Origin of the sequence: Salinimicrobium sp. TIG7-5_MAKvit, assembly GCF_049569215.1 — a bacterium.
GTDB lineage: Bacteria > Bacteroidota > Bacteroidia > Flavobacteriales > Flavobacteriaceae > Salinimicrobium > Salinimicrobium profundisediminis.
Map to the genome: position 1 here is coordinate 1,080,174 of NZ_CP145903.1, position 20,912 is coordinate 1,101,085.

Here is a 20,912-nt window from a genome sequence, read left to right on the forward strand (position 1 = left end):
TTTGATTTTCATTTATTACTTAATTCTTAGTTTATTACGGATTTCACTTCACCGCAGGTAAGCATAGCTTCTCCAAAAAACGGGTTCCTAATTTCTTCGCTGTTACTTAGCCAGTAGGCACCTTTGTTGTTATTGGCCATAGGGCAAAAGTTCACATACAACTTCTGGTTAGCTCCAAAAGCCTCGACAATCTTTATTAGTGGCTGTGAAAGGAAAATAAAGTTTTCACGTTTCCCTTCTATTGTAGTAGCCTCCTTACACAACCTCGTGTGTTTGAATAAGAAAGCCTTTTTTTCTTCCCAGAAATTCTTGGCATGACCAGAAAGGGAATTGCCATCAAGTTTATCAAGAGCAGCCAATAGCTCAGTACTCGATTCCTGTGTCTCATCTATATTAGCCCTTACCAGCCCTTCTTTAAGTTCCAGATAGGCTTCGATTACTTCATTAAGTTGGTTTTTGAAAGCTTTGGGGACATCTTTGCTCATGTCCATCACATCTTCCTGAACAAATTTTGAAGTTTTTGTTTGCTCCGGCATGTCGTTACCCTCTTCCATTTCCATTCCACCATGATTGTGTCCTGTCATGGCAGGACCACCTTCCGGGCTCATCATGCTCCGTTTCCCTTGCAGTTGCGCGGCAGCATCTACCTTAAATACGCCATTGGCCACAACTTCATCACCTGCTTCCAAGCCTTTAGTGACCACATACAAGTCCCCTGCCTCGGGTCCTAGAACTACTTCCCTAAACTCGAAGGTGGGCTCTTCAAACTCGGGCCTCCTTAAGTAGACAATGGCTCTTTTACCGGTCCACAGGATGGAAGATTTTGGTATAACGAGAGCGTTTTCTAAATTATCCAACTCACTGTTAATTACTCCCTGAGCAAACATATCCGGTTTGAGTTTTCCTTTAGGATTATCTACTTCAGTTCGCACCAAAGCTACCCTCGTTTGGGGGTTAATAACAGGATCAATAAAAGTAACAGTACTGGAAAAGGATTGTCCAGGCATCGAGGGTACAGAAAAAGTAACTTTATCTCCTTCTTTGATCCATGCAAGATCGCTTTCATAGGCATCATAAAGGACCCATACTTTATTTAAATTAGCGATATCAAAAAGCGGCTGACCTTCGCCCACATAATCTCCTTCACTTACATTTCTACTGGTAACGGTTCCAGACTGTGTAGAATAAATATCAAAATTATATTGCACCTTTCCATTCTCCTTAATATTCTGGATTTGCGTATCTGTTAAATCCCACTGTTTTAATTTCCTTACCGCAGCTTCTAAAAAAGAAGGATTAGTCTCTTTAAACCGTAAAGCCTCCAGGAGTTCCTTTTGTGCCTGTACTAACTCCGGGGAATAGATAGAGGCTAACCTTTCTCCTCTTCTTACTTCTTGTCCCGTGAAGTTCACAAATAACTTCTCAATACGTCCCGGAAAACGTGCAGTCACAGCCGAAACATTGCGCTCATCTGCGGTCACCCTCCCCGTAAGATATACCTCTTTAGTAGGTGAGCCTGCCTTTACAGTCACGGTTTGAATATCGGCAATTCTGGCTGCGGCTTCACTCATTTGTATCTCAGAGTCATTGACAGCTGCAGACGCTTTCACGGGTATTAATTCCATACCGCATATAGGACAATTTCCCGGTTCCTCCTGTCTAATCTGTGGATGCATTGAACAAGTCCAGATTTCTGATTCTCCTTCCTCATGAGCATGTGCTTCCTCCAGCTGATTTTCGGTGGTGGCTGAACTTTCTGATGTTCCACCAAAAAAAAGCCACCCCAAGAGTAGGCCTGCTGCTAAAAAGCCCAGCCCAACGTATATCATTTTTTTATTTATTTTATTCATAACCTTCTCCTATTAAGTAGTTTATTCTATACACATTGTTATTTCGTTCTGTTTTGGCCCTTGCCAGTTCCAAACCGTAGTTTAAAAGTTGGCGTTCCATTCGAATTATTTCCAAAACATTGTTTCTACCTGTAGATAGTTCTGTCTGGTAAAGCTCCAGTGATTGTTTGGCAATTGTTGTCAACCGATTGTAGAGTTCAACGTTTCGTACTGCGTCCACGTAATCGCGATACAACTGCTCAAGCTTTGTCTCCAATTCATTCTCCAGGTTTTCCTTTTTCAACTGCACTGCCTCTTGCTGCAGAATAGCTTCCTGGCGCATGGCTTTATACTTATTTCTGTAAAGCGGCACCCGTATTCCTACTTGTGGAAAAATAAATGCGTCCTGACCATTGTCTGGCAGTGCCATAGCCGGGTCTAAATCTGTTCTTGAAGCAATATTGGTATAGGTCCCCCCAAGAGTAAAAGATGGTAAACCCATTTTTTTGGCTACAGTGAGCTGCTCTTCGAAACTCCTCGCCTGATGTTCGAGTTGTTCCAGGCGAGGGTTCTCAGCTAAGATCATTTCCAGAAGTATACTCTTTTCATTTAGAAGCTGTTCCTCCCAAAGACTGTCAGGGAACCCAAGAGGCTCTTGTAGTTCTTCATTTAGTAACTCCTCGAACTCTGTAAGCAGGGGAATCCTGCTGTCCTTTAAATATGCTAGTCTGCTTTCCAACTCTTCCTCTTCCAGTTCAACTTGTAGAACAGAAGAAAAACCCGTTTTCCCGCTTTCGAACTGCACCTCAGCGATGCTCTTAAAGGAACTAAGCAGCGCCAGGTTCTCTTCTGTTACTTGTATCGCCATTTCAAGGTAATACAACTCTGTATAGGTAATTTTCACATCCCTAAAAAGTTCCAGTTTCGCATCTTCAAAAAGCTGTAGCCGTGCCTGCGCTCTTTCAGCCGCGACCCGCTCCTGGGCATCAAGGGTCCCAAACCAGGGGAACATTTGGCTAAAGGAAGCTGTAGCCTGTTGAGCTCCAACACGGGTTTCTACTGGTTGGATGAAATAGCCAAAACTTATCTGTGGATCTGGTAATGTTCCTTCCTGAACTACTTTTTCCAGCGCAGCGAGATATTCCTTGTAGAGGGATCTTATCTGCGGATTGTTTTCAGCAGCCAGTACCAGATATTTATCTAAATACCCGATTCCTATTTCTTCTTCCTGGGCGTGGGAGTTATTCGTCCACAAAGCGAGAAAAAACATGATTAAAGCGCCTATATTTATGATATTTTTTTTCATTACTTGTCTAATTCATTTATTTGTTGCTCCTGTAATTTAGGATTTGACCATTTCTTCTCTTGCCACATACTGTATAGGACGGGAACTACGAACATAGTTATTGTCTGGAACAACATTCCTCCAAATGTCGGGATGGCCATAGGGATCATAATATCAGACCCCTTCCCTGTGGATGTTAAAATTGGCATTAAAGCAATGAGAGTAGTTGCAGTGGTCATTACAGCGGGTCTTACCCTTTTGCTCCCTGCCATTACAACAGCTCTTCGAATGGAATTTTTGTCCGTCGTCTTTTCTTCAGCAAAAACCTGCTTTAGATAGGTTCCCATAAGTACGCCGTCGTCTGTTGCCACCCCAAAAAGGGCAATAAAACCTACCCAGACAGCAACACTTAAGTTTATAGGCCCTATTTGAAAGACCTCCCGCATATTTTCTCCAAGAAGATTGAAATTTAGGAACCACGTCTGGTTATACAACCAGAGCAGGATAAACCCTCCCGACAATGCCACGAAGACACCTGAAAAGGCCATTAATGTGGTCTGAAAGTTGCCAAACTGGAAGTAAAGCAGCAGAAAAATAGCTAACAAGCTAATAGGAATAACAATAGACAAAGTTTTTGCAGCCCTTAATTGATTTTCGTAGTTCCCTGCAAACTTGTAGCTCACTCCGGGAGGTACTACAAATTCTCCTGATTCAATTTTCTCATTGATCAGAGCTTGTGCATTTTCTACTACATCTACCTCTGCAACATCAGCCTCTTTATCAAAAATCACATAAGAGAGCAGGAAGGTATCCTCACTCTTTATGACCTGAGGGCCCTGTACATATTGTACTTCTACTAAATCTCCTAAGGGGATTTGAACTCCGGTTGGGGTTGGTACCAGGATGCTCTTAACATCTTCAGGGTTATCCCTGAATTCCCGGGCATATCTTAGCCTGACCCCATACCTTTCCCGACCTTCTACTGTAGTAGTCATAGACATTCCACCCACAGCAGCACTAATGATTCGCTGAACATCACCTATTGAAAGTCCGTATCGTGCAATGGCGCGCCTGTCGATTTCCAGCTCCATGTATGGTTTTCCCACAACTCTGTCGGCAAAAACAGATGGGGCTTTTACTCCAGGTACCTCCCGAAGAATATTCTCCATTTGTAACCCAACTTCTTCAATAGTCTCGAGATCTGGTCCAAAAATTTTCATCCCCATGGGGGCCCTCATTCCGGTAGATAGCATGATTAACCGAGTTGCAATTGGTTGCAGTTTAGGTGCAGAAGTCACTCCCGGCAAGCTGGTGGTTCCTACTATCTCATCCCAAATATCGTCAGGTGATTTAATATGGTCACGCCATTGTCGGAAGTATTCACCCCCGGGATCACCTATCAATTGAGAAACATCCAAATCCTCTCTTTCCATGGTTTCAGGATCAAAAACTTCCCCGTTCTTTAAAACGTATTGATCCTCATCGTTCACTTCAAATCGTTTACGACGTCCATTCTGATCCAGTACATATTCAGATTTATAATTTATAACATTCTCGAACATTGAAATTGGCGCAGGATCCAATGCTGTCGAAGCCCGACCCCATTTTCCCACCGTCATATCGACCTCGGGAATTGCAGTTACTCTCCTGTCAAGAATCCGAATGGTTTCAACATTTTCCTCTACACCGGAGTGAGGCATAGTTGTGGGCATCAATAAGAAAGATCCTTCTTCTAATGGGGGCATAAATTCTTCCCCCGCACCCGGGAAGGTCTCACTTATTCCCAGCCAAACCTCAGTTTGCCTTACGTTATATCCAAGTTTATCGAAACCTGTAGCAACAGGACTGAATATCTTATCAAAACCCTGCCAGGAAAAAAGCCCAAAGAGAATTATCATAATTGGCAGCGATAGAAATTTCCATTTATTTTCCAAAGCCCATCTTAGGATGGGTTGGTAATATTTTACCATCGCCATTAATAATCCCAGCACTATCGATATAATCCCTCCTACAAAAATTAAATTTGTAAATTCAGATTGATCTGCACCAAGTGGCAACCACTCTCTGTTTAAGAAATACAGGACCCCAACTAGTACAATTCCAATGTTGATATAGGTTGGGTATTTTCGCTTTTTCTCGGGCCATCGCGGCTCGAGAAGATTGTTCAGTCCCAGAGCTATAAACATGATTCCTACCCAGGCTACCTTAAACAACAGTAAAACTCCTAAAGCAATAAGGGCAAAATTCCAAATTCTCCGGGTTCTCTTTTTCCCAAAGTTCATGGAAAAGAGTCCATGCGCCAAGGCGGGGATCACAACGAGTCCCACAAACATCGCAGCAATAAGGGCAAAGGTTTTTGTGAAGGCAAGTGGTCCAAATAACTTTCCTTCCTGTCCTGTCATAGCAAAAACGGGAATAAAACTAATGACCGTTGTTGCCAGTGCAGTTAACACGGCTGAGGCAATTTCAACCGTTCCTTCGTAGATGACGGGCAATATAGGACGACCTTTATTATCAGGTAATTCAAGATGTCGCAGTATGTTCTCTGTGAAGATCACTCCAACGTCAAGCATGACTCCAATAGCAATGGCAATCCCGGAAAGGGCCACGATATTGGCATCTACTCCTGCATACTGCATGACTATAAATGTCATGAGTACCCCAATAGGAAGTAGACCTGAAATCATAATAGCTGCCCTTAAATTTAGAACGAGTACTATGACCACTATAATGCTAATCAAGATCTCCAGGATAAGTGCTTCCTCCAGAGTTCCTAAAGTCTCATAAATTAATCCGGAGCGATCGTAAAAAGGCACGATTGTAACTTTGGAGACAGTTCCGTCTGCCAGCGTCTTACTTGGCAATCCGGGAGCAATATTCTCTATTTCCTTTTTTACATTATCAATAACTGCGAGAGGGTTCGAGCCATATCTTGCGACAACCACCGCTCCTGTTGCCTCCGCGCCCCCTTTGTCCAGCCCGCCGCGCCTGGTAGCTGGCCCCATCTGTATCCTGGCCACATCTTTGAGGCGAATAGGAGTATTCTCATTGACAGCAACAACAGCTTCTTCGAGATCCTCCAGGCTTTCTATATAGCCCAATCCACGAACCAGATATTCTGCCCGGTTAAACTCAATGGTGCGTGCTCCTACATCCAGGTTACTTTCACGCACAGCCTCCATTATTTGTTTGACATTTACGCCGTAGCTTTTCATCGCGGTAGGATCAATTTCCACCTGATACTCCTTGACAAATCCTCCTATTGAAGCTACTTCAGATACACCTTCGGCAGCAGATAAAGAGTACTTGACATAAAAATCCTGAATAGTACGAAGCTCCTGAGGATCCCACCCCCCGGTTGGCTCACCGGTTTTTGGGTCTCTTCCCTCCAGAGTGTACCAAAACACCTGTCCCAATGCTGTAGCATCAGGACCCAGGGCGGGCTGGACGTCTGCTGGGAGTGTTCCGGCGGGCAGAGAATTTAACTTCTCAAGAATTCTCGAGCGGCTCCAGTAAAATTCCACATCCTCTTCAAAAATTATATAGATGCTTGAAAGACCAAAAAGGGAACTACTTCGAATAGTTTTTACGCCTGGCACTCCCAAGAGTGAAGTAGTAAGGGGATAGGTTATTTGGTCCTCGATGTCCTGAGGAGATTTCCCCATCCATTCGGTATAGACGATTTGTTGGTTTTCACCAATGTCTGGTATGGCATCCACTGGCACCGGATCCCTTGGCATCCAGTCTAAGTCCCAGTTAAACGGTGCTGTAGCTACTCCCCAGGCCATTAAGGCAACCGTAAGTAAAGCGGTCACCAATTTGTTCTCTAAAAAGAACTTTATAGTTTTATTAAGCATTTGGTTTTAATTCTGAATTAATACTCTTTTGAAGCTGCACGTTTGCAACATCAAAAAAACTCTGCTCCGGCGGTAAAGCACCAGAGCCTAAATATTAATTCAGAATCAAATTAAGAAGGTCTCGTTCAATATGTGGATTTCCTGAACGATTAAGGGAGGTATATACTTGACAAAAGGAATATCTTTCGCAGGCAGTTCTTCAAAAAGCCCGTTAAATGAATAAGCAAAACTTACAAGAAATACTTGCTGATCAAAGTTGAGATCATAAAAGGATATCTTCAAATCTTTCTGACCATCAATAGCTATAGAATCGTCAGAACAACCTTTCTCATCAGCTACTCCGGAATCATGTTCCATTCCGCAGGTATCAGCTTCAAAAAAGACTGATTGGTCCACAAGAAAATCACCGCAAAAGTGTTTATTCACAGTAAAGGACATTGTCGATAGGAACATTAAAAATGCCAGGACCAAAGATGATATTTTTAATAGGAAGGCTTTCATAACACTCTTCTAATTTCCTCTATTCATTAGCTAATTACCACTGAAATAAGGCTGAAATTATATTTGGAGCATTTTAATAATTCAATAACAAAAATAATTAATTGCTCTTTTTTCAAATATGATCAAAGTCATATTTTCCCTTTTCTCTCAGAATTCTAAACATAGGACGCATTTTCCTTATCCAGAATAAAGATAGCTCAAAAGGTTCAAAAGCACTTTTAATATAACAGAAAAAACATTCACTATTAAGGGTTTGTAATTATTTAACAGTAAAGACTACGAAAAATGGTCATGAAAAGATTATAAAATATAGAAGAATCATATGACGTTTAGAAAAGAGAATATTTACTTTACCTAAATTACCAGTATCTAAAAATTGAGACAATATAGGCGGCCAAACCTTCTATTTTCCCATGGCTTTCAACAAAAAACTTATTGTAATGTTTCTTTTCACAAAAGATCAATTCCTTACTATCTCAGAACCTATTGAGATCTGTTTTACGTTTTTCTTCTTTATTTTTATAATCCGAAGGAGTTACACCAGTAGCTTTTTTAAAGTGGGTTGATAGGTAGGTAGCACTGCTATACCCCATTTCATGAGCAATCTCTAAAACAGTTAGCTCGTTATACTCCAATAACTCCTTTATTCTTTCTATCTTTATTTCACTATAAAACTTCTGAATATTTTTCCCTTCAAGTTTTGTGAAAATATGGGTAAGATGGCTATAGTCGTAGTGTAGACGGCTGGTCAATAGATCTGAAATCTTCTGTTTCCCAAAATCTTCCTCCTTGTAAACCCGCGCAATGATTATTGATTTTATCTGGTTCACCAGGCGTTCATTTTTTTCGAAAATGAGCTCAAATCCCACTTTACGTAACTCTTCCTGAAACAATGTGAACTCAAAATCTGAGAGACTCCTTTCCAACTCTGCCTCTCCCAAAGACACTCTTTTGAAAGGAATTTTTAATGTAGTCAATATTTCTCTTACGCTCCTTTTGCATCGCTGGCAAACTACATTTTTAATCTGAATAACTCTATGATTTTCAATATTCATAGAATTCCTGTCAATTAAAATTTCCTTTTTCATGGTTGATGGTTGGTTAGTTCTTTAGGTTTTATACTTAGTCATTCATCCTTTGTTCATCTGCACTGACTTGAAAAGGAATACTAATTTTCTTTCTTTCCCAAGTGAGAGAAATTACTCCTTCATCATTTTCTATTTTTTGAACTTCATAAGTCAGTGCCTCCTGGACATTCTCCAGCGTCTCAGAATGAACTTCCAAAACAACTACATTTTCTTTTTCATCATATTCATCCTTTCCATGCTGATCCCAACGGGAATTGAACATGACTTTCCAATTTTCTTTACCGGGAACTGTAAAAAAAGCATACTTCCCGGCAGGCAATATTTCATCACCAATTACCAAATCCTTATTGGTTTCTATCCAGGTCGCTTTATGAGCTCCGGCCTGCCAAACTGTGTTGTAGCCTACCAGTCCGCCAAAAATTATCCTGTCACGCACGCGTGGTGAAGAATAATCTATATGAATATGAGCCCCATCAATTATGGCCATGGTACTGGTATGCGGACTTAACACCTCTTTGTTTTGTGTTGTCACCTTTTCGGCCTGGTGGTTTTCATGTTGCGCCTGCATCCCACTTGTGGAAAATAATACAAGCAGCACGTAAATAATATATTTTGTGGTTTTCATGGAAAATGTTGTGTTTAATTAATTGTTTTTATTAATGCTTACGCTAATATTTTCAGTTTGGATATCAGAGAAAAATTCCAGTTTTCCTGCTTCATATAGGGAGTCCAAATCACGTAACGGTGTGGAAAACTCTTTGGCTTTATAGTTTTGGTAATCTACGAACCTGATTCCTTCTACCACCCTGGGATTCAACGCTTTCCTGAACCTTATTCCCCCGTCATTGGTAAAAAACCTATAAGCTAAATAATCTACCGTGAAATTTTCCTTGTGGATCCAGTATAAGAACTCATCCTCAAAATCTGTCCCTCCACCTTCCTCACGAAAGGTAACTTTAACTTCGTAATAGTTCTCCCCTTCCACCTCACCTTCCCCCAACAGTTCTTTGTTGGCCGCAGGCGAATTGAGCACAAAAGGCACCTGGACAAAATAATGAACAGAATTTACCCCATCACTTATCCGGGTGACCATCGAATCTGGAACAGTAGCAGCTTTGCTGTTTACAAAACGTTTCAGACCCTCATTGCTTAGAACATCATGTGTGGTGTTACCGGCGGAATCCTTTACAATACGCTCCAACCGGAAGATGTCCCCATTGCGTTTACTCTTATATCTCCTGTTCCTAAAAGTGAAATCGATTTCAGCATTTACATAGTTTTCTCCACCGGAGGCCTCAATGCTTTTCTCTATAATTTTCTCACCTTCTGATTTTTTTTCGGAAGTGCCACAAGACAGCGATAATACTGAAACCAGTATAGCAGTTAGAACTGTATTTTTGTGAAAGGTGTTCATTTTAATTTCTCCCATTTTAAAGTACTTAAATTCGATCCCTATGAAAAGTCCCAGATAACGATGGGCTTTCCTCAATTTTACCCCTGTTTTTCTTTTGACCAATAATTATAATTTTTATTTGTTGCTGAAAACTTTTTATAAAGACCCTGCACCTGAAGTGTTAACTAATTAAACAGACAATTTCCAGGCACAGGGCCGGGGGATTATTTTCTTTTACCTTACTTCCATGGCCAAAGAATCCATCCAAACTGTGAATTCTTCCTTCTCCTTGTCAGAAAGTTTCGCATCCCAATGCACCAGGGTATATGATTGCAAAGGCATTTCCCCATCTTTCACCTGGCTGCTTATAGAGCGCAACTTACTTCTTTGCCGCCGGGAGGAATATTCCCCAAATTCACTAAAATTCAAATCTGCCTTGCCTTTTTCAATATGGTCGTTCAAATACCAGGTAAACGGCTGGATCTTATTATACCATGGATAATTGGTATTATTGCTATGGCAGTCATAACAAGAGGTTTGCAGGATGGTATTGATGTTTTCCGGCACCTCATAAACCTCCGTAAAATCTGATTTAGAAATATAATCAGCCTGATTGCGGTTTGTGGGGATAAACTGTATCCCCACAAAGGCAACCAATAAAACCAGACCGATGATCTTTAGGAACTTCATTCGTTAAATTTCCTTCTGGACCTCTCCACAGCTAAGCATACTTTGCCCAAAATAAGGATTCCTTATTTCCTCACTGGTGCTTAACCAAATCCCACCTTTATTGTCGTTGTACATAGGGCAAAACTGCTGATAGAGCGTTTCGGGGGAACCGGTAATGGCCAGCATATCGACCATGTCAATGCTCATTAGTTCAAAATGCTCCCTTTGGTGTGCCATATCGCTATAGGAAATATGATCGGCGTGTTCCTTGGCGCTTTCAATAATTTCGGTTAGCTCCTGCTGTTCGGCAGCTTCATAACCGCTCCTATCAAAATTTTCAAAAGCTGTTACGAGGCTTTCACCGGCTTGCGCAGCCCCCTCCGAATTATCGGCTACCAGGGCATCTTTTAATTCAAGATAATCATTAATAATAATTCCGGTTTGTGAATCCTGGTTTTCACTGCCAGGCATATCTTCGGAAGTTTGTTCCCCATCTTCCATCATTTCTGAACCTTCGCTCATATTTTCATGGTCCATTCCTGAATGGTCAACGTTTCCTTCTTCATTGTTGTTTTTACAGGATACTGCTGTTAAGCTCGCAATTACTAGCATTGCAATTCCTAAGTTCACTTTTAGATTTTTCATTTTTGAATTGTTTTAAACTGATATTAATTGATATTGATACTTCACTAAAATCTTATGCTAAGCCCGCCCCCCGCACCAAACCGGTTGTCATAACTTCCCATTAAAGAAAAATTCCTGGAAAGGAAGTATTCGGCACCCACAGTGTACACCTGTTCTTTTTCAAAGTCAGTGCCTTCGGGCAGTTCATTTACCCAGCCAAAATCGGCCTGGAACTCATATTCCCCGAATATGACGAATCTTGGAAATAACATAATTTCCCGGCTTAAACTTATTTGCGGTCTTAGCTTATGGTCCAACCGTACATCCAGGTTGAACATATATGGCGTAAAATAGCGTACCCCGGCAACGGCAGTAGTACTTAGTTCATCCAGGTTATCTTTCATTTCATTTTCCACGTTCACCCCACCAAATACCCGAAACCAGTCGTTCAGGTAATATTCGTAAGAAAACTCAGCTTCTAAATTTTCGTTCCAGCCGTATTCTGCAATTAAATTGAACTGGTTCCTGATATTGCTGGAAACCACATTCACTTCGGTCATGTGAGAGGCTACATCTGCTAAGCCCCAGGTAAAAAAGTGATTCCCTTCCTGAAAGAGAATTTCTCTGGGATGTTCTTTCATTAGTGGATTGCGCTCGGTCTGGTAGGTTACTGCCCTGGCCATGCCCCCAACCATGTGATACAGCACATGGCAGTGTAAAAACCAATCACTGTCCTCATTGGCCTCAAATTCAATGATGGTCTTTTGCATAGGTGCTACATTCACTGTGTGCTTGAGCGGAGAATAGGCTCCATGCTTATTAAGAACACGAAAGAAATGGCCGTGAAAATGCATGGGGTGGTGCATCATGGTGAGGTTGTTGAATATTATTCGCACTTTTTCACCTTTTTCAATTTTAATCATATCGGCTTCGGCCAGGGGTACTCCATTCATACTCCAGATGTAGCGCCACATATTGCCGGTAAGGTTCAGCAAAATCTCTCTTTCGGATTTCGTCTCATCAATAGTAGTAGGGACAGGAGCCTGTAGAAAATCATAATTATAATCTGCAAACATTCCCATTTTTGACATATTGGATCCCCCCCTCTGCTGTCCTTTTTCTGAAGTTTGGGTCTTCTCTGAAGAGGAACGCTCTGCCCGAAGGCTGTCAGTCATCGGTTCATGTGCGTCATGATCCATCTCGGGCATTCTCTGCCTGTCCATATTCCCCATTTTTTTATCGTGGTCCATACCCATATCCCCCTCCATTTTTTCACCATGTTCCATGTCCATTCCCCATTCTTTCATAAACTCGTAGGGCTCGACTTTGCCCGGATTGAATTTCATGGCGGGAGCTCCCATACGCATGTCCATTTCTGCCATCTGCATCATCATACCTATTTTATCCGGCCTTGGCAGCACCTCTGCCGGTAGTATGTCTCCACTTCCGAAATAGGCATGTGTAGCCCCTGAACCATCCTGGGCTACGGCCCGCATTTCAATCTGTCCGTTTTCAGGAATGGTAATGATTAGGTCATAGGTTTCTGCGATGGAAATAAAAAGTTTTTCTTTGTTCACCGGGACCACATCCAGGCCATCGGCCGAAACCAAAAGAGGCGGCGTGCCTCCGAAGGTGAGCCAAAATTGTGTCGATGCGGCTGCATTTATAATACGTAGCCTTACCTTATCCCCGGCTTCATATTTGGAGAAATGTTGTACTGTATCGCCGTTAGTCAAGAAAGCAGGATAATATATGTCCGCGATATCTGCACCTTCCATACGCTGACGCCAGAAATCCAGCTGGGCACCCAAAGCGCCCCTGGCAATTACACGGTTCAAGGGAGTCGCAGTTCCTTTTTTAATGCTGTACCATTCGTTGCCGCGCTTTAGGTTCCGCAGGACATTCCGCGGTTTCTCAAAAGTCCAATCCGATAGAACCAGTACTTCGTCGTGATCATAATTATAAGCGGCCGATGGTATTTGTGGTTCTATGACAATTGAACCGTATACGCCACTTTGTTCCTGCAGCATGGTGTGAGAGTGATACCAGTAAGTCCCAGCCTGAATGAGGGGAAATTCATACTTCTGTATCTTACCGGGCTCTATGGGTGGTGTAGTGAGGTAAGGCACTCCGTCGTAAAAATTGGGTAGCAGGAGGCCGTGCCAATGAATTGAAGTTTCCTCTTCCATTTCATTCTTAACGTATATAACGGCATATTCCCCCTCATTAAACCGTAGGATAGGACCCGGGATGCTGCCGTTAACTGTCATGCCCATGCTTTCCTCTCCTGCAATATGAACCATTTCTTCGTCTATGGTTAAATGGTACTCCCGTACAGGTAAATTATCCACATTCCCCTCTAATGAGGGAGATTGTTGGGCATACGCGAGATTTACAGTTACAACTATCAGTAATAGCGGAAAAAGATATTTTTTCATTTCTTTTTAATTTAACTAATTAATTAATTACCAGTTGAAGGTGAACGCAGTTCTAGCGACTGGTTCACTATAAGGTATGACCTGAATGAATATTTTTATTCACTCCTGTAACAGATACACCTTACCAGCAATAAATAACTGGTACTAACAAAAAAGATTAAATCAAATAAGAAAAACCTGATCCCGAAGATAAATACTGTGGATCAGCAAAGGGGGAGAATAGAATGTATAAGCCGGCACCTGCCGAGGCATGTAATTAAATAAAGATACATAGGAAAACGCAAAAGTACCTATAAACACCTGTTGTTCAAGATCCAGGAATAAAATAGAATTTTTCAACTCGTCCTGACCTTCAACCAGAACTTTTTCGTTACTACAACAATGATCCTTCTCTACGGAACTGCCCATTTCAGAATGATCATGAGTTCCCATTACGCAACTTTTAGCTTCAGAAAAGACAGCCAGATCCATTAAAAGACCTCCACAGAAATGTTTGTCTACAGTAAAAGATAAAGTAGACAACAACACCACAAGTGCCATTAATACAGAGACAATATTACCTAATGTACTTTTCATCGTCAATGGAGAAAACATTCCGTCATAGAAATGATCTCCTGATTTTTTCGCTTAAAAAGCGAAATTAACTATAAAATAGCAGTTAGAGTTGTACTATTATGGAAAAATGTTGTACTTTTTGGATAACCAAAAGGAGTATTTTTGATTCCATTACACTAGAATTTTTTGAGCGGCATCCCGGCGAACCTCTACATGCATAAAAAACTACCATAATATTTCATTCTTGTAAGCTTTCTATTGATGCTTTTTATGGTACTTCATAAATAAGTTTTTAAAGTACTTCCATAATCTTTATTTTCCATTTACCGTTTAATTTCCCATCTCCCTCATCCTGAACAATTCCCCGCACTTTCACCTTTGCGGGCTGAAGTGAATTTATAAGACTCTGCTCTGTATTTGAAGTGAGATAATACTCCTCATTGTTCACTCTAATTTTTAAGGTATTATTTTCTTTTACGAGTTGTCCTTCGAGAACAATTTCGGCATTTTTGGCGGAAAATCCATTCACTTTCACTTCTTCCTGAATTTGTTTTAGGCTTAAATTATTATTTGCAGTCAGGTCTAAATAAGCTTTGCCATCATTCAGGCTTACCCGTACCTTTTCTATACCATCCATTTTTTTTAGTCCGCGTTCCAAGCCGTAGGCACAAGGTGCGCAATCCATTCCAAAAACTTCCTGATTTACCTTTGTGATTTGGGCATTTGAACTTAAAGTCCCGAATACTGCTATTACAATAATTAGTGCTATTATTTTCATTTTTACTATTTTTTTTATTTGAATTTTTCTTTGATATCTGTTATAACCAATAACTGATGTTCAGTGCGACCCTGTATTTTTCACGGGGCTTGTTCGGTATTAAATCCTGAATTATCGGAAACAATGCTCCGAAGGAAATTCCCTAGGGACCGCTAAGTCCTAAAATGGAAGGACCAACCAATACTTTTTTACTCCTTTCATCCGTAGAAAAAAATTGTCCGTTAACTTTACTATCTCCCGGAAATTCTGCCAGTGATTCTACAAATATCCTCCAGTCCGGTTTAGGATAATCTCCCATAAAAATTTTAGGACGGTAACCTATAACCAAGCTTGTATAGGGCAAATCGCCTAATTGCTCGTTGTCTTTTCCAAAATAATATTGGTAACCGCCACCTATCCACGCATACCAAATCCTAGAGGCATAGCCGGTGGAAATTGCTCCATGGACGGAATTCCCTAAATTCACCTGTCCACGAACATCCTCAGTAGGCGCCGAAACACCTAAAATTGCTGTGGATTCAAACCTCTTTCCTACCCCAAAAGCATTTGAAAAAAAACGATACCACAAAGCAGCCTCGATATCTCCATTGGCAGGCATCATAATATTTCCACGGGTTCGTGGAGCATTTTCCAGACGCTCAATCACAGTAGGAGTGGTAAGGGTAACCTGTAAATCTTCCGTAATGCCATAGAAAAATGTATACCGAAGCATATAAGAGGCCTCGTCTTCGGTCGCTATGCTCATTCCGGCAGCGTTCATGTTTATACCACCTTTTGCCAGGGTTGGGGTTTGTAATCCATAAATTGGGCCATGCCCCTGTGCTTCTACTTTATACAGTGTCGATAACCCTATAAATAAGATCAAAAAATAATTTTTCATGTTTTGTGAATTTAAATTCCTAAAAATCTTTGAATGGGTAATAGTAAATAAGCGGAAAACAATCCAAGGAGATATAGGCCAAAGGAAAACCAAAGAATGCCTTTGCTCCATCTTGCTGCTGTATCGCAGGCAGTTTCATTTCCGTTTTCATCGATTTCGCAGGATTGGTTTCTTTTTCTTCCGTAGAACAACCAAAAATTAAATCCTATCATCATCCCGGCAATCAGGAAGGTCCATTCTTTATATTTGCTCATGGTAATCAGCCACGGCAGGTCAGAAGCTAAGCCTGCTACTACCGTTCCCATTCCCAGAGCTACCAGGAGCGAAGGCATGGCGCAACACAGTAAGGTGGAAACCGAGGTAAAAAGGGATCCTATACTTACAAAGTCTTCTTTTATTTTCGTGAGGATTTGCATACTGTTTAAAATGAAAGTGAAACTAATGCTGTGGGATATCTCCCTTTTCGGTTAAAACTTCTACCTTAAATCCCCGGTTGGTGATCAAGTTAATAATTTCTTCCTCAGAAATCAGAAAGGGATCATATTCAATTACAGCCGAACTTCTGTCAAAACTCGTTTCACTTTTAATGATTCCTTGCTGTTCCTTTAACATGGAATCTATTCCATTGGCGCAGCCAGACTGGCAATGCATGCCTTCTATTTTTAGATGTACTACATTAATCAACATTTCCTTATTTTCTAATTTAGTTTGAATTTGCTGTGTCACTATTGTGAATGCCCTGTGCTGTAGGAAAATAAAATTGCAGCACCTGTCAACATCACAGCGAATACTGTTGTATTTAATTGTTACATCATTTTTGTTGTTGAAAATTAATTTTGGGTGAAGTTAACTGAGGCTACGGGGTGGTCTCCAAGATTAATTTTATTTTTTTATTCTACCAGTAATCACTCATTCTACATTTCCATTTAATTGACGGCGATCCTAAAAAGGTTGATTCCATAGCAGATTGGATTAATGTAACTAAACCACTCTGCACTGAAAGTGCAGAGGTTTTTCTAACTGGGGACTGAAAGTCCCCAAGTTTATTCCAATATGAAATTGGAATTATCAGAACTGTCTCGGCGATGGTGCCCCAAATAGTCATTGACCATCTTGTCAGTGACATTGCCCGTGCTCCAAACTCCATATCCGCTTGCCCAAAAGTGTTGCCCCCAATACCGCTCTTTTAGCTGTGGAAATTCTTGTTGCAGCTTGCGTGAAGATCTGCCTTTCAATTGTTTCACTATGTAACTAACATTTGTCTTGGGAGCATATTCTACGTGCATATGAACATGATCAGAACTGACCACTCCTTTAAGAATCTCTATTCCTTCAGCTTCACATATTTGAATCAGAAGCTCCCTACAACGCTTTTGAATATCGCCTTGCAAAACCTTATATCTGTACTTTGTAACCCAAACAAGATGACAGGTTAATCTGCTCACTGTATGAGATCCTTTTCTCTGAGTGCTACTCATTTTACGAAATTATAGATTTTTTCGCACTACTAAAGTTCTGCAATAAAATTGCAGGGTTTAAGACCCTAACCTGAGACCAATAAAAACAAGGGCAATATCTTTTGTGATATTGCCCTAAATTTTAAATTGTCTCATTTCAAATGAATATTTAAGCTGCCATTTTTTCACAGCTTTCCGCACAAGTCCTGCAGGCTTCTGCACATTGTTTGCAGTATTCGCTGTCAAACTTTTCGCATTCATCGGCACAAGCATTGCAAAGATCTGCACAAATGCCACAAACTCGGCTTGAATAGTCAGACTGGCTGGCCATTAGTTGTACACAGGCCGCACACAAAGCAATACAATCGAGACAAAGCTGAAGGCAACGTTTCATTTCCTGCTCTCCAACGTGCTGGTCTAGGCAAATCCGACATGCTGTAATACACTTGTTACAATCATCAATACATTTCTGTAATTCTGAATTTAATGGTTTCATAATTATGTTGGTTTTAAATGATTTCCCCCCTTACACGAAAGCGGGGAAGTTGATTTAAAAAAAAGCCGTGCCTTCTATTAATTAAGCTTTTCCTATCCCGACTTCCATCAATTTTTCTTTTGTGATGGCATTGCCTTTGCAGCAATCCAATAATATTCCATCTACCACAACTGCCGGTAATTTCTTGATCCCATATTCGCTTATTTTGGAAATACAGGACTTATCATTGCACTGTTTCACCAGATCATAAGTGGTGAGCTCGCAACTATTACAAGCGAGGTCCTTAACCATTTCAACAACCGGATCACATACCGGGCAGTTGGCCGTAAATATTTCTACTTGACGTTTCATCTTTATTAAATTTTAATTATTAAACAATTTTTATGTTCTTTTAATAGAACAATTCAAAGGTAGGAGCGACCCCGGGGTGGTCTCCAACTGAAATTCTAAAAAAACAGAATATTTTTTTTGGTAAGGTAAAATGAAATAAGGGGCAACAAGCTAATGCCTAAAAAAAGAGATAATCCTATTTTTAAGTAGGGTATTATAGGCATCGCTTCTCTCTATTCCCATGGCTCCAATATTAAGGCAGTTTTTCTGCCAGGACAGGTAAAAGAAAACTAATTTTCCTTACTCATTCTTTTGATTATTCCCGTCTATTCGCTTCCGTAAGTCGGTTATTTCACTCATTTTGGAAGTAAGGGTATCCAATTCCAAGTCGGGGAACTGTTTTCGTATTAATTCAATCCGATCTTCATTTCCACAATTTCCCGGGCAGGCCTCCACTGTTTCAGAAATTTTTATGGCCAAAGCTTTCCGGTAGGTTTCATCCAACAATAAAAAGTGGGCCTTATCCAGGCCCTTTTGTGCTGCTTTAAACTGAAGGAGGATCTTCTCGGGGTTGGTATCTTCATCAAGCATTTTTATGAGACCATTAATTTGTCCATTGATGCTCTGTAGCCGGGTTTTGATGTCTTTACTTAAATCTCGTGGTATCATTTTGTTTTATTTTTTTCAATTTAAGATATGTCCCGGGGTGGCAACCAAATTTTAAAAGAGAATTTAACAACAGTTTATTTTCTCCTGAATTGGCGGACAAGCAACAGAGCCGTAACTGCAAAATACACAGCAGTCGCCCTCTAATGGTTTTATAACAGCATCACAGCTGGAGCATTTATAAAAGAATTGACAAGCATCTGTGGGCATTATTTCTTCCCTGGCATTCTTGCAATTAGGACATGTAAGGATAGATTTTAGAATAGGCTCCATATCTGGTTTTATAACATTGATGTGATATCCGAACCCATTGTCGGATATGCATAAATCATTTTCTTTAAGTCTCGTACTGATATCGCTTTGTACATGGCAAGTGAGAAGAAGTTAATTGTTTCTTCTACCCCTGGACCAATGAGATGAGCTCCCACTAAAGTCCCTTTATCAGTGTCTATTATGGTTTTATAAGCATATTCCTGAACGTTAAGACGTTTAGCATTGAACCACTCTGGAACTGCCTTGGTGTTCACTTTGATATTTAACCCAGCTTTCTCCGCTTCCACTTCAGTCAGACCTACCGAAGCCATAGATGGTAAGGTAAAGACAACTGACGGCATCGGTGGATATTCTGGTTTTTTATTATTACCCTTTAATATGTTAGAAGCAATGACATGACCTTCATAAACAGCTACTGGGGTTAATGGAAGCCCAGCGGTATCGGCAGCGTCACCAGCAGCATAAATAGATGGGTTTGAGGTACTTTGTAAGTACTCGTTAACCTCAACTCCCTTCTTGTTATAATTAACAGATGCCGCCTTTAAGTTCAAGCCATCAATATGTGGTACTCTTCCCGCACTGTTGAAAACAGCTTCAGCTGTAAACTCTGTTTCGGAACCATTTGTTTCACCAATTACCGTATAACCTATTGTGTCCTTTTTGATTCTCGTGACGTTCGTTTCGAGCACCAATTTTACTCCAAGTTTTCTGGTGGCCTCCGACAAATGGTGAACTATATCCTTATCAAAATTCTCCAATGGCCGAGGTCCCCGATGTATGATGGTAACTTCTGCTCCACATCGCTTAGCTATATGTGCAAACTCAAAGGCAATGTATCCACCACCTATAAAAATTATAGATTTTGGAAATTCCTTCAGGTTTAAAAAATCCGTACTTGTCAATGCATGGGCACCACCTTCAAACTTTAGCTGGCGTGGCCGCGCTCCAGTTGCAATAACAATCTTGCTTCCCTTTAAAACTTCCGATTCAATTTGGACTGAATCATTACCGATGAAGCGAGCGGCACCATGATAGGTGTCGATACCGTTGTGTTTGTATCCTTTTTCAATTTTTTCAGGCATTGCATCTACAAATTCCTGTTTAAAGGAGTAAGTAAGGGAGTTATGCAACAAAGGGAACTGGAGATACCAGTTAAAATTCCCACTCCAAGTAAACTGTTTTTAGCATTCATATGGCTTCAGGTTGCCGATTCAACAAATTAAAAAAAGGAGCAAGAAGTTCCCGATGGTCATCCCGTAGCGAGTAAAAGATTGTTTGACCTTCCTTTTCCGATTTTACAAAATCCCTGTCCTTCAACTTTCGCAAGTGTTGCGAAACTGCTGGTATGGTCATGTTCAGAATATCACTTAAATCACAAACACATAACCTTTCCTCTGCCTGAAGGACATAAAGAATCTTTAATCTTACGCTATTACTTACTAAAGAGAGCTTATTGGTTAAGGCACCTACTGCCTCTTCAACTTCTGATATTTGTTCTTTACACCGTTTGATTTGGTTCAAATCGGCCTCTTTCCGTATGCAACTATTTTCTTCCATAAAACAAAGGTAAAAAATTATTTAAGCAAGTACTTAAATACATGAAATATTTTGTTCGGCTAATTATTTTTGACATCCGAGGGTGTAGGACTATTTTTTATTTTACAAATGGCATCATTTTAATTCAACTAATCAGTTATCTGGAGGAAAAAATAAAGAAAATCGCTGAATCATTTTTGTCGCTGATAATTAAGGATAAAAAAGTAGGATAGGATGTAGAATAAATTCCCATTGAG

At 40.6% G+C, this 20,912-nt stretch carries 21 protein-coding genes; all 21 read right to left on the reverse strand.

What is annotated here, in order from left to right; genetic code table 11:
* Positions 1-26: 26 nt before the first annotated feature.
* Positions 27-1,850, reverse strand: a complete 1,824-nt coding sequence (locus V5739_RS04890) for an efflux RND transporter periplasmic adaptor subunit (protein WP_345599348.1) — start codon at positions 1,848-1,850, stop codon at positions 27-29.
* A complete protein-coding gene (locus tag V5739_RS04895; protein WP_345599349.1) occupies positions 1,843-3,135 on the reverse strand; it encodes a TolC family protein in 1,293 nt (430 codons plus the stop codon). Before V5739_RS04895 ends, V5739_RS04890 begins: the two co-directional genes overlap by 8 nt.
* A complete protein-coding gene (locus V5739_RS04900; protein ID WP_345599350.1) occupies positions 3,135-6,971 on the reverse strand; it encodes an efflux RND transporter permease subunit in 3,837 nt (1,278 codons plus the stop codon). Before V5739_RS04900 ends, V5739_RS04895 begins: the two co-directional genes overlap by 1 nt.
* A gap of 105 nt (positions 6,972-7,076) precedes the next feature.
* Entirely contained in the window at positions 7,077-7,472 is a 396-nt protein-coding gene (locus tag V5739_RS04905) for an HYC_CC_PP family protein (protein WP_189602863.1), read from the reverse strand.
* A 476-nt stretch (positions 7,473-7,948) separates the two neighbouring features.
* Entirely contained in the window at positions 7,949-8,560 is a 612-nt protein-coding gene (locus tag V5739_RS04910; protein WP_229793615.1) for a helix-turn-helix domain-containing protein, read from the reverse strand.
* Positions 8,561-8,594: 34 nt separating this feature from the next.
* Positions 8,595-9,185 (reverse strand): DUF2911 domain-containing protein, encoded by a 591-nt coding sequence (locus tag V5739_RS04915; protein WP_189602862.1) that lies wholly within the window; start codon positions 9,183-9,185, stop codon positions 8,595-8,597.
* Between the two features lie 18 nt (positions 9,186-9,203).
* Positions 9,204-9,989, reverse strand: a complete 786-nt coding sequence (locus V5739_RS04920) for a DUF6503 family protein (RefSeq protein ID WP_423819877.1) — start codon at positions 9,987-9,989, stop codon at positions 9,204-9,206.
* 198 nt (positions 9,990-10,187) lie between these two features.
* Positions 10,188-10,643, reverse strand: a complete 456-nt coding sequence (locus tag V5739_RS04925; protein WP_423819878.1) for a heme-binding domain-containing protein — start codon at positions 10,641-10,643, stop codon at positions 10,188-10,190.
* Positions 10,644-10,646: 3 nt separating this feature from the next.
* Complete coding sequence (locus V5739_RS04930; protein WP_345599353.1) at positions 10,647-11,267, reverse strand: DUF3347 domain-containing protein; 621 nt, start codon at positions 11,265-11,267, stop codon at positions 10,647-10,649.
* Positions 11,268-11,311: 44 nt separating this feature from the next.
* Positions 11,312-13,684: a multicopper oxidase domain-containing protein gene (locus tag V5739_RS04935; RefSeq protein WP_423819879.1), complete on the reverse strand. Its 2,373-nt coding sequence runs from the start codon at positions 13,682-13,684 to the stop codon at positions 11,312-11,314.
* 162 nt (positions 13,685-13,846) lie between these two features.
* On the reverse strand, positions 13,847-14,260 hold the full coding sequence (locus V5739_RS04940; RefSeq protein ID WP_345599355.1) for an HYC_CC_PP family protein: 414 nt from the start codon (positions 14,258-14,260) through the stop codon (positions 13,847-13,849).
* Positions 14,261-14,531: 271 nt separating this feature from the next.
* On the reverse strand, positions 14,532-15,017 hold the full coding sequence (locus V5739_RS04945; protein ID WP_345599356.1) for a heavy metal-associated domain-containing protein: 486 nt from the start codon (positions 15,015-15,017) through the stop codon (positions 14,532-14,534).
* A gap of 142 nt (positions 15,018-15,159) precedes the next feature.
* On the reverse strand, positions 15,160-15,897 hold the full coding sequence (locus V5739_RS04950; RefSeq protein ID WP_345599357.1) for a hypothetical protein: 738 nt from the start codon (positions 15,895-15,897) through the stop codon (positions 15,160-15,162).
* Positions 15,898-15,908: 11 nt separating this feature from the next.
* The gene (locus V5739_RS04955; RefSeq protein WP_345599358.1) at positions 15,909-16,313 is read right to left on the reverse strand and encodes a hypothetical protein; all 405 of its coding nucleotides are present in this window, start codon (positions 16,311-16,313) and stop codon (positions 15,909-15,911) included.
* Positions 16,314-16,335: 22 nt separating this feature from the next.
* Positions 16,336-16,584 carry a heavy metal-associated domain-containing protein gene (locus tag V5739_RS04960; RefSeq protein ID WP_345599359.1) on the reverse strand — a complete coding sequence of 83 codons (249 nt, stop codon included), beginning with the start codon at positions 16,582-16,584 and terminating at the stop codon, positions 16,336-16,338.
* Positions 16,585-16,940: 356 nt separating this feature from the next.
* Positions 16,941-17,375 (reverse strand): IS200/IS605 family transposase, encoded by a 435-nt coding sequence (gene tnpA / locus V5739_RS04965; RefSeq protein ID WP_423819639.1) that lies wholly within the window; start codon positions 17,373-17,375, stop codon positions 16,941-16,943.
* A 556-nt stretch (positions 17,376-17,931) separates the two neighbouring features.
* Positions 17,932-18,201 carry a thioredoxin family protein gene (locus V5739_RS04970; protein ID WP_345599361.1) on the reverse strand — a complete coding sequence of 90 codons (270 nt, stop codon included), beginning with the start codon at positions 18,199-18,201 and terminating at the stop codon, positions 17,932-17,934.
* 279 nt (positions 18,202-18,480) lie between these two features.
* A complete protein-coding gene (locus V5739_RS04975; RefSeq protein WP_345599362.1) occupies positions 18,481-18,849 on the reverse strand; it encodes a metal-sensitive transcriptional regulator in 369 nt (122 codons plus the stop codon).
* A gap of 63 nt (positions 18,850-18,912) precedes the next feature.
* Positions 18,913-19,119 (reverse strand): GDCCVxC domain-containing (seleno)protein, encoded by a 207-nt coding sequence (locus V5739_RS04980; protein WP_423819880.1) that lies wholly within the window; start codon positions 19,117-19,119, stop codon positions 18,913-18,915.
* 8 nt (positions 19,120-19,127) lie between these two features.
* Positions 19,128-20,252 carry a dihydrolipoyl dehydrogenase family protein gene (locus V5739_RS04985; protein WP_423819881.1) on the reverse strand — a complete coding sequence of 375 codons (1,125 nt, stop codon included), beginning with the start codon at positions 20,250-20,252 and terminating at the stop codon, positions 19,128-19,130.
* A 55-nt stretch (positions 20,253-20,307) separates the two neighbouring features.
* Positions 20,308-20,676, reverse strand: a complete 369-nt coding sequence (locus V5739_RS04990) for an ArsR/SmtB family transcription factor (protein ID WP_189602855.1) — start codon at positions 20,674-20,676, stop codon at positions 20,308-20,310.
* Positions 20,677-20,912: the final 236 nt, after the last annotated feature.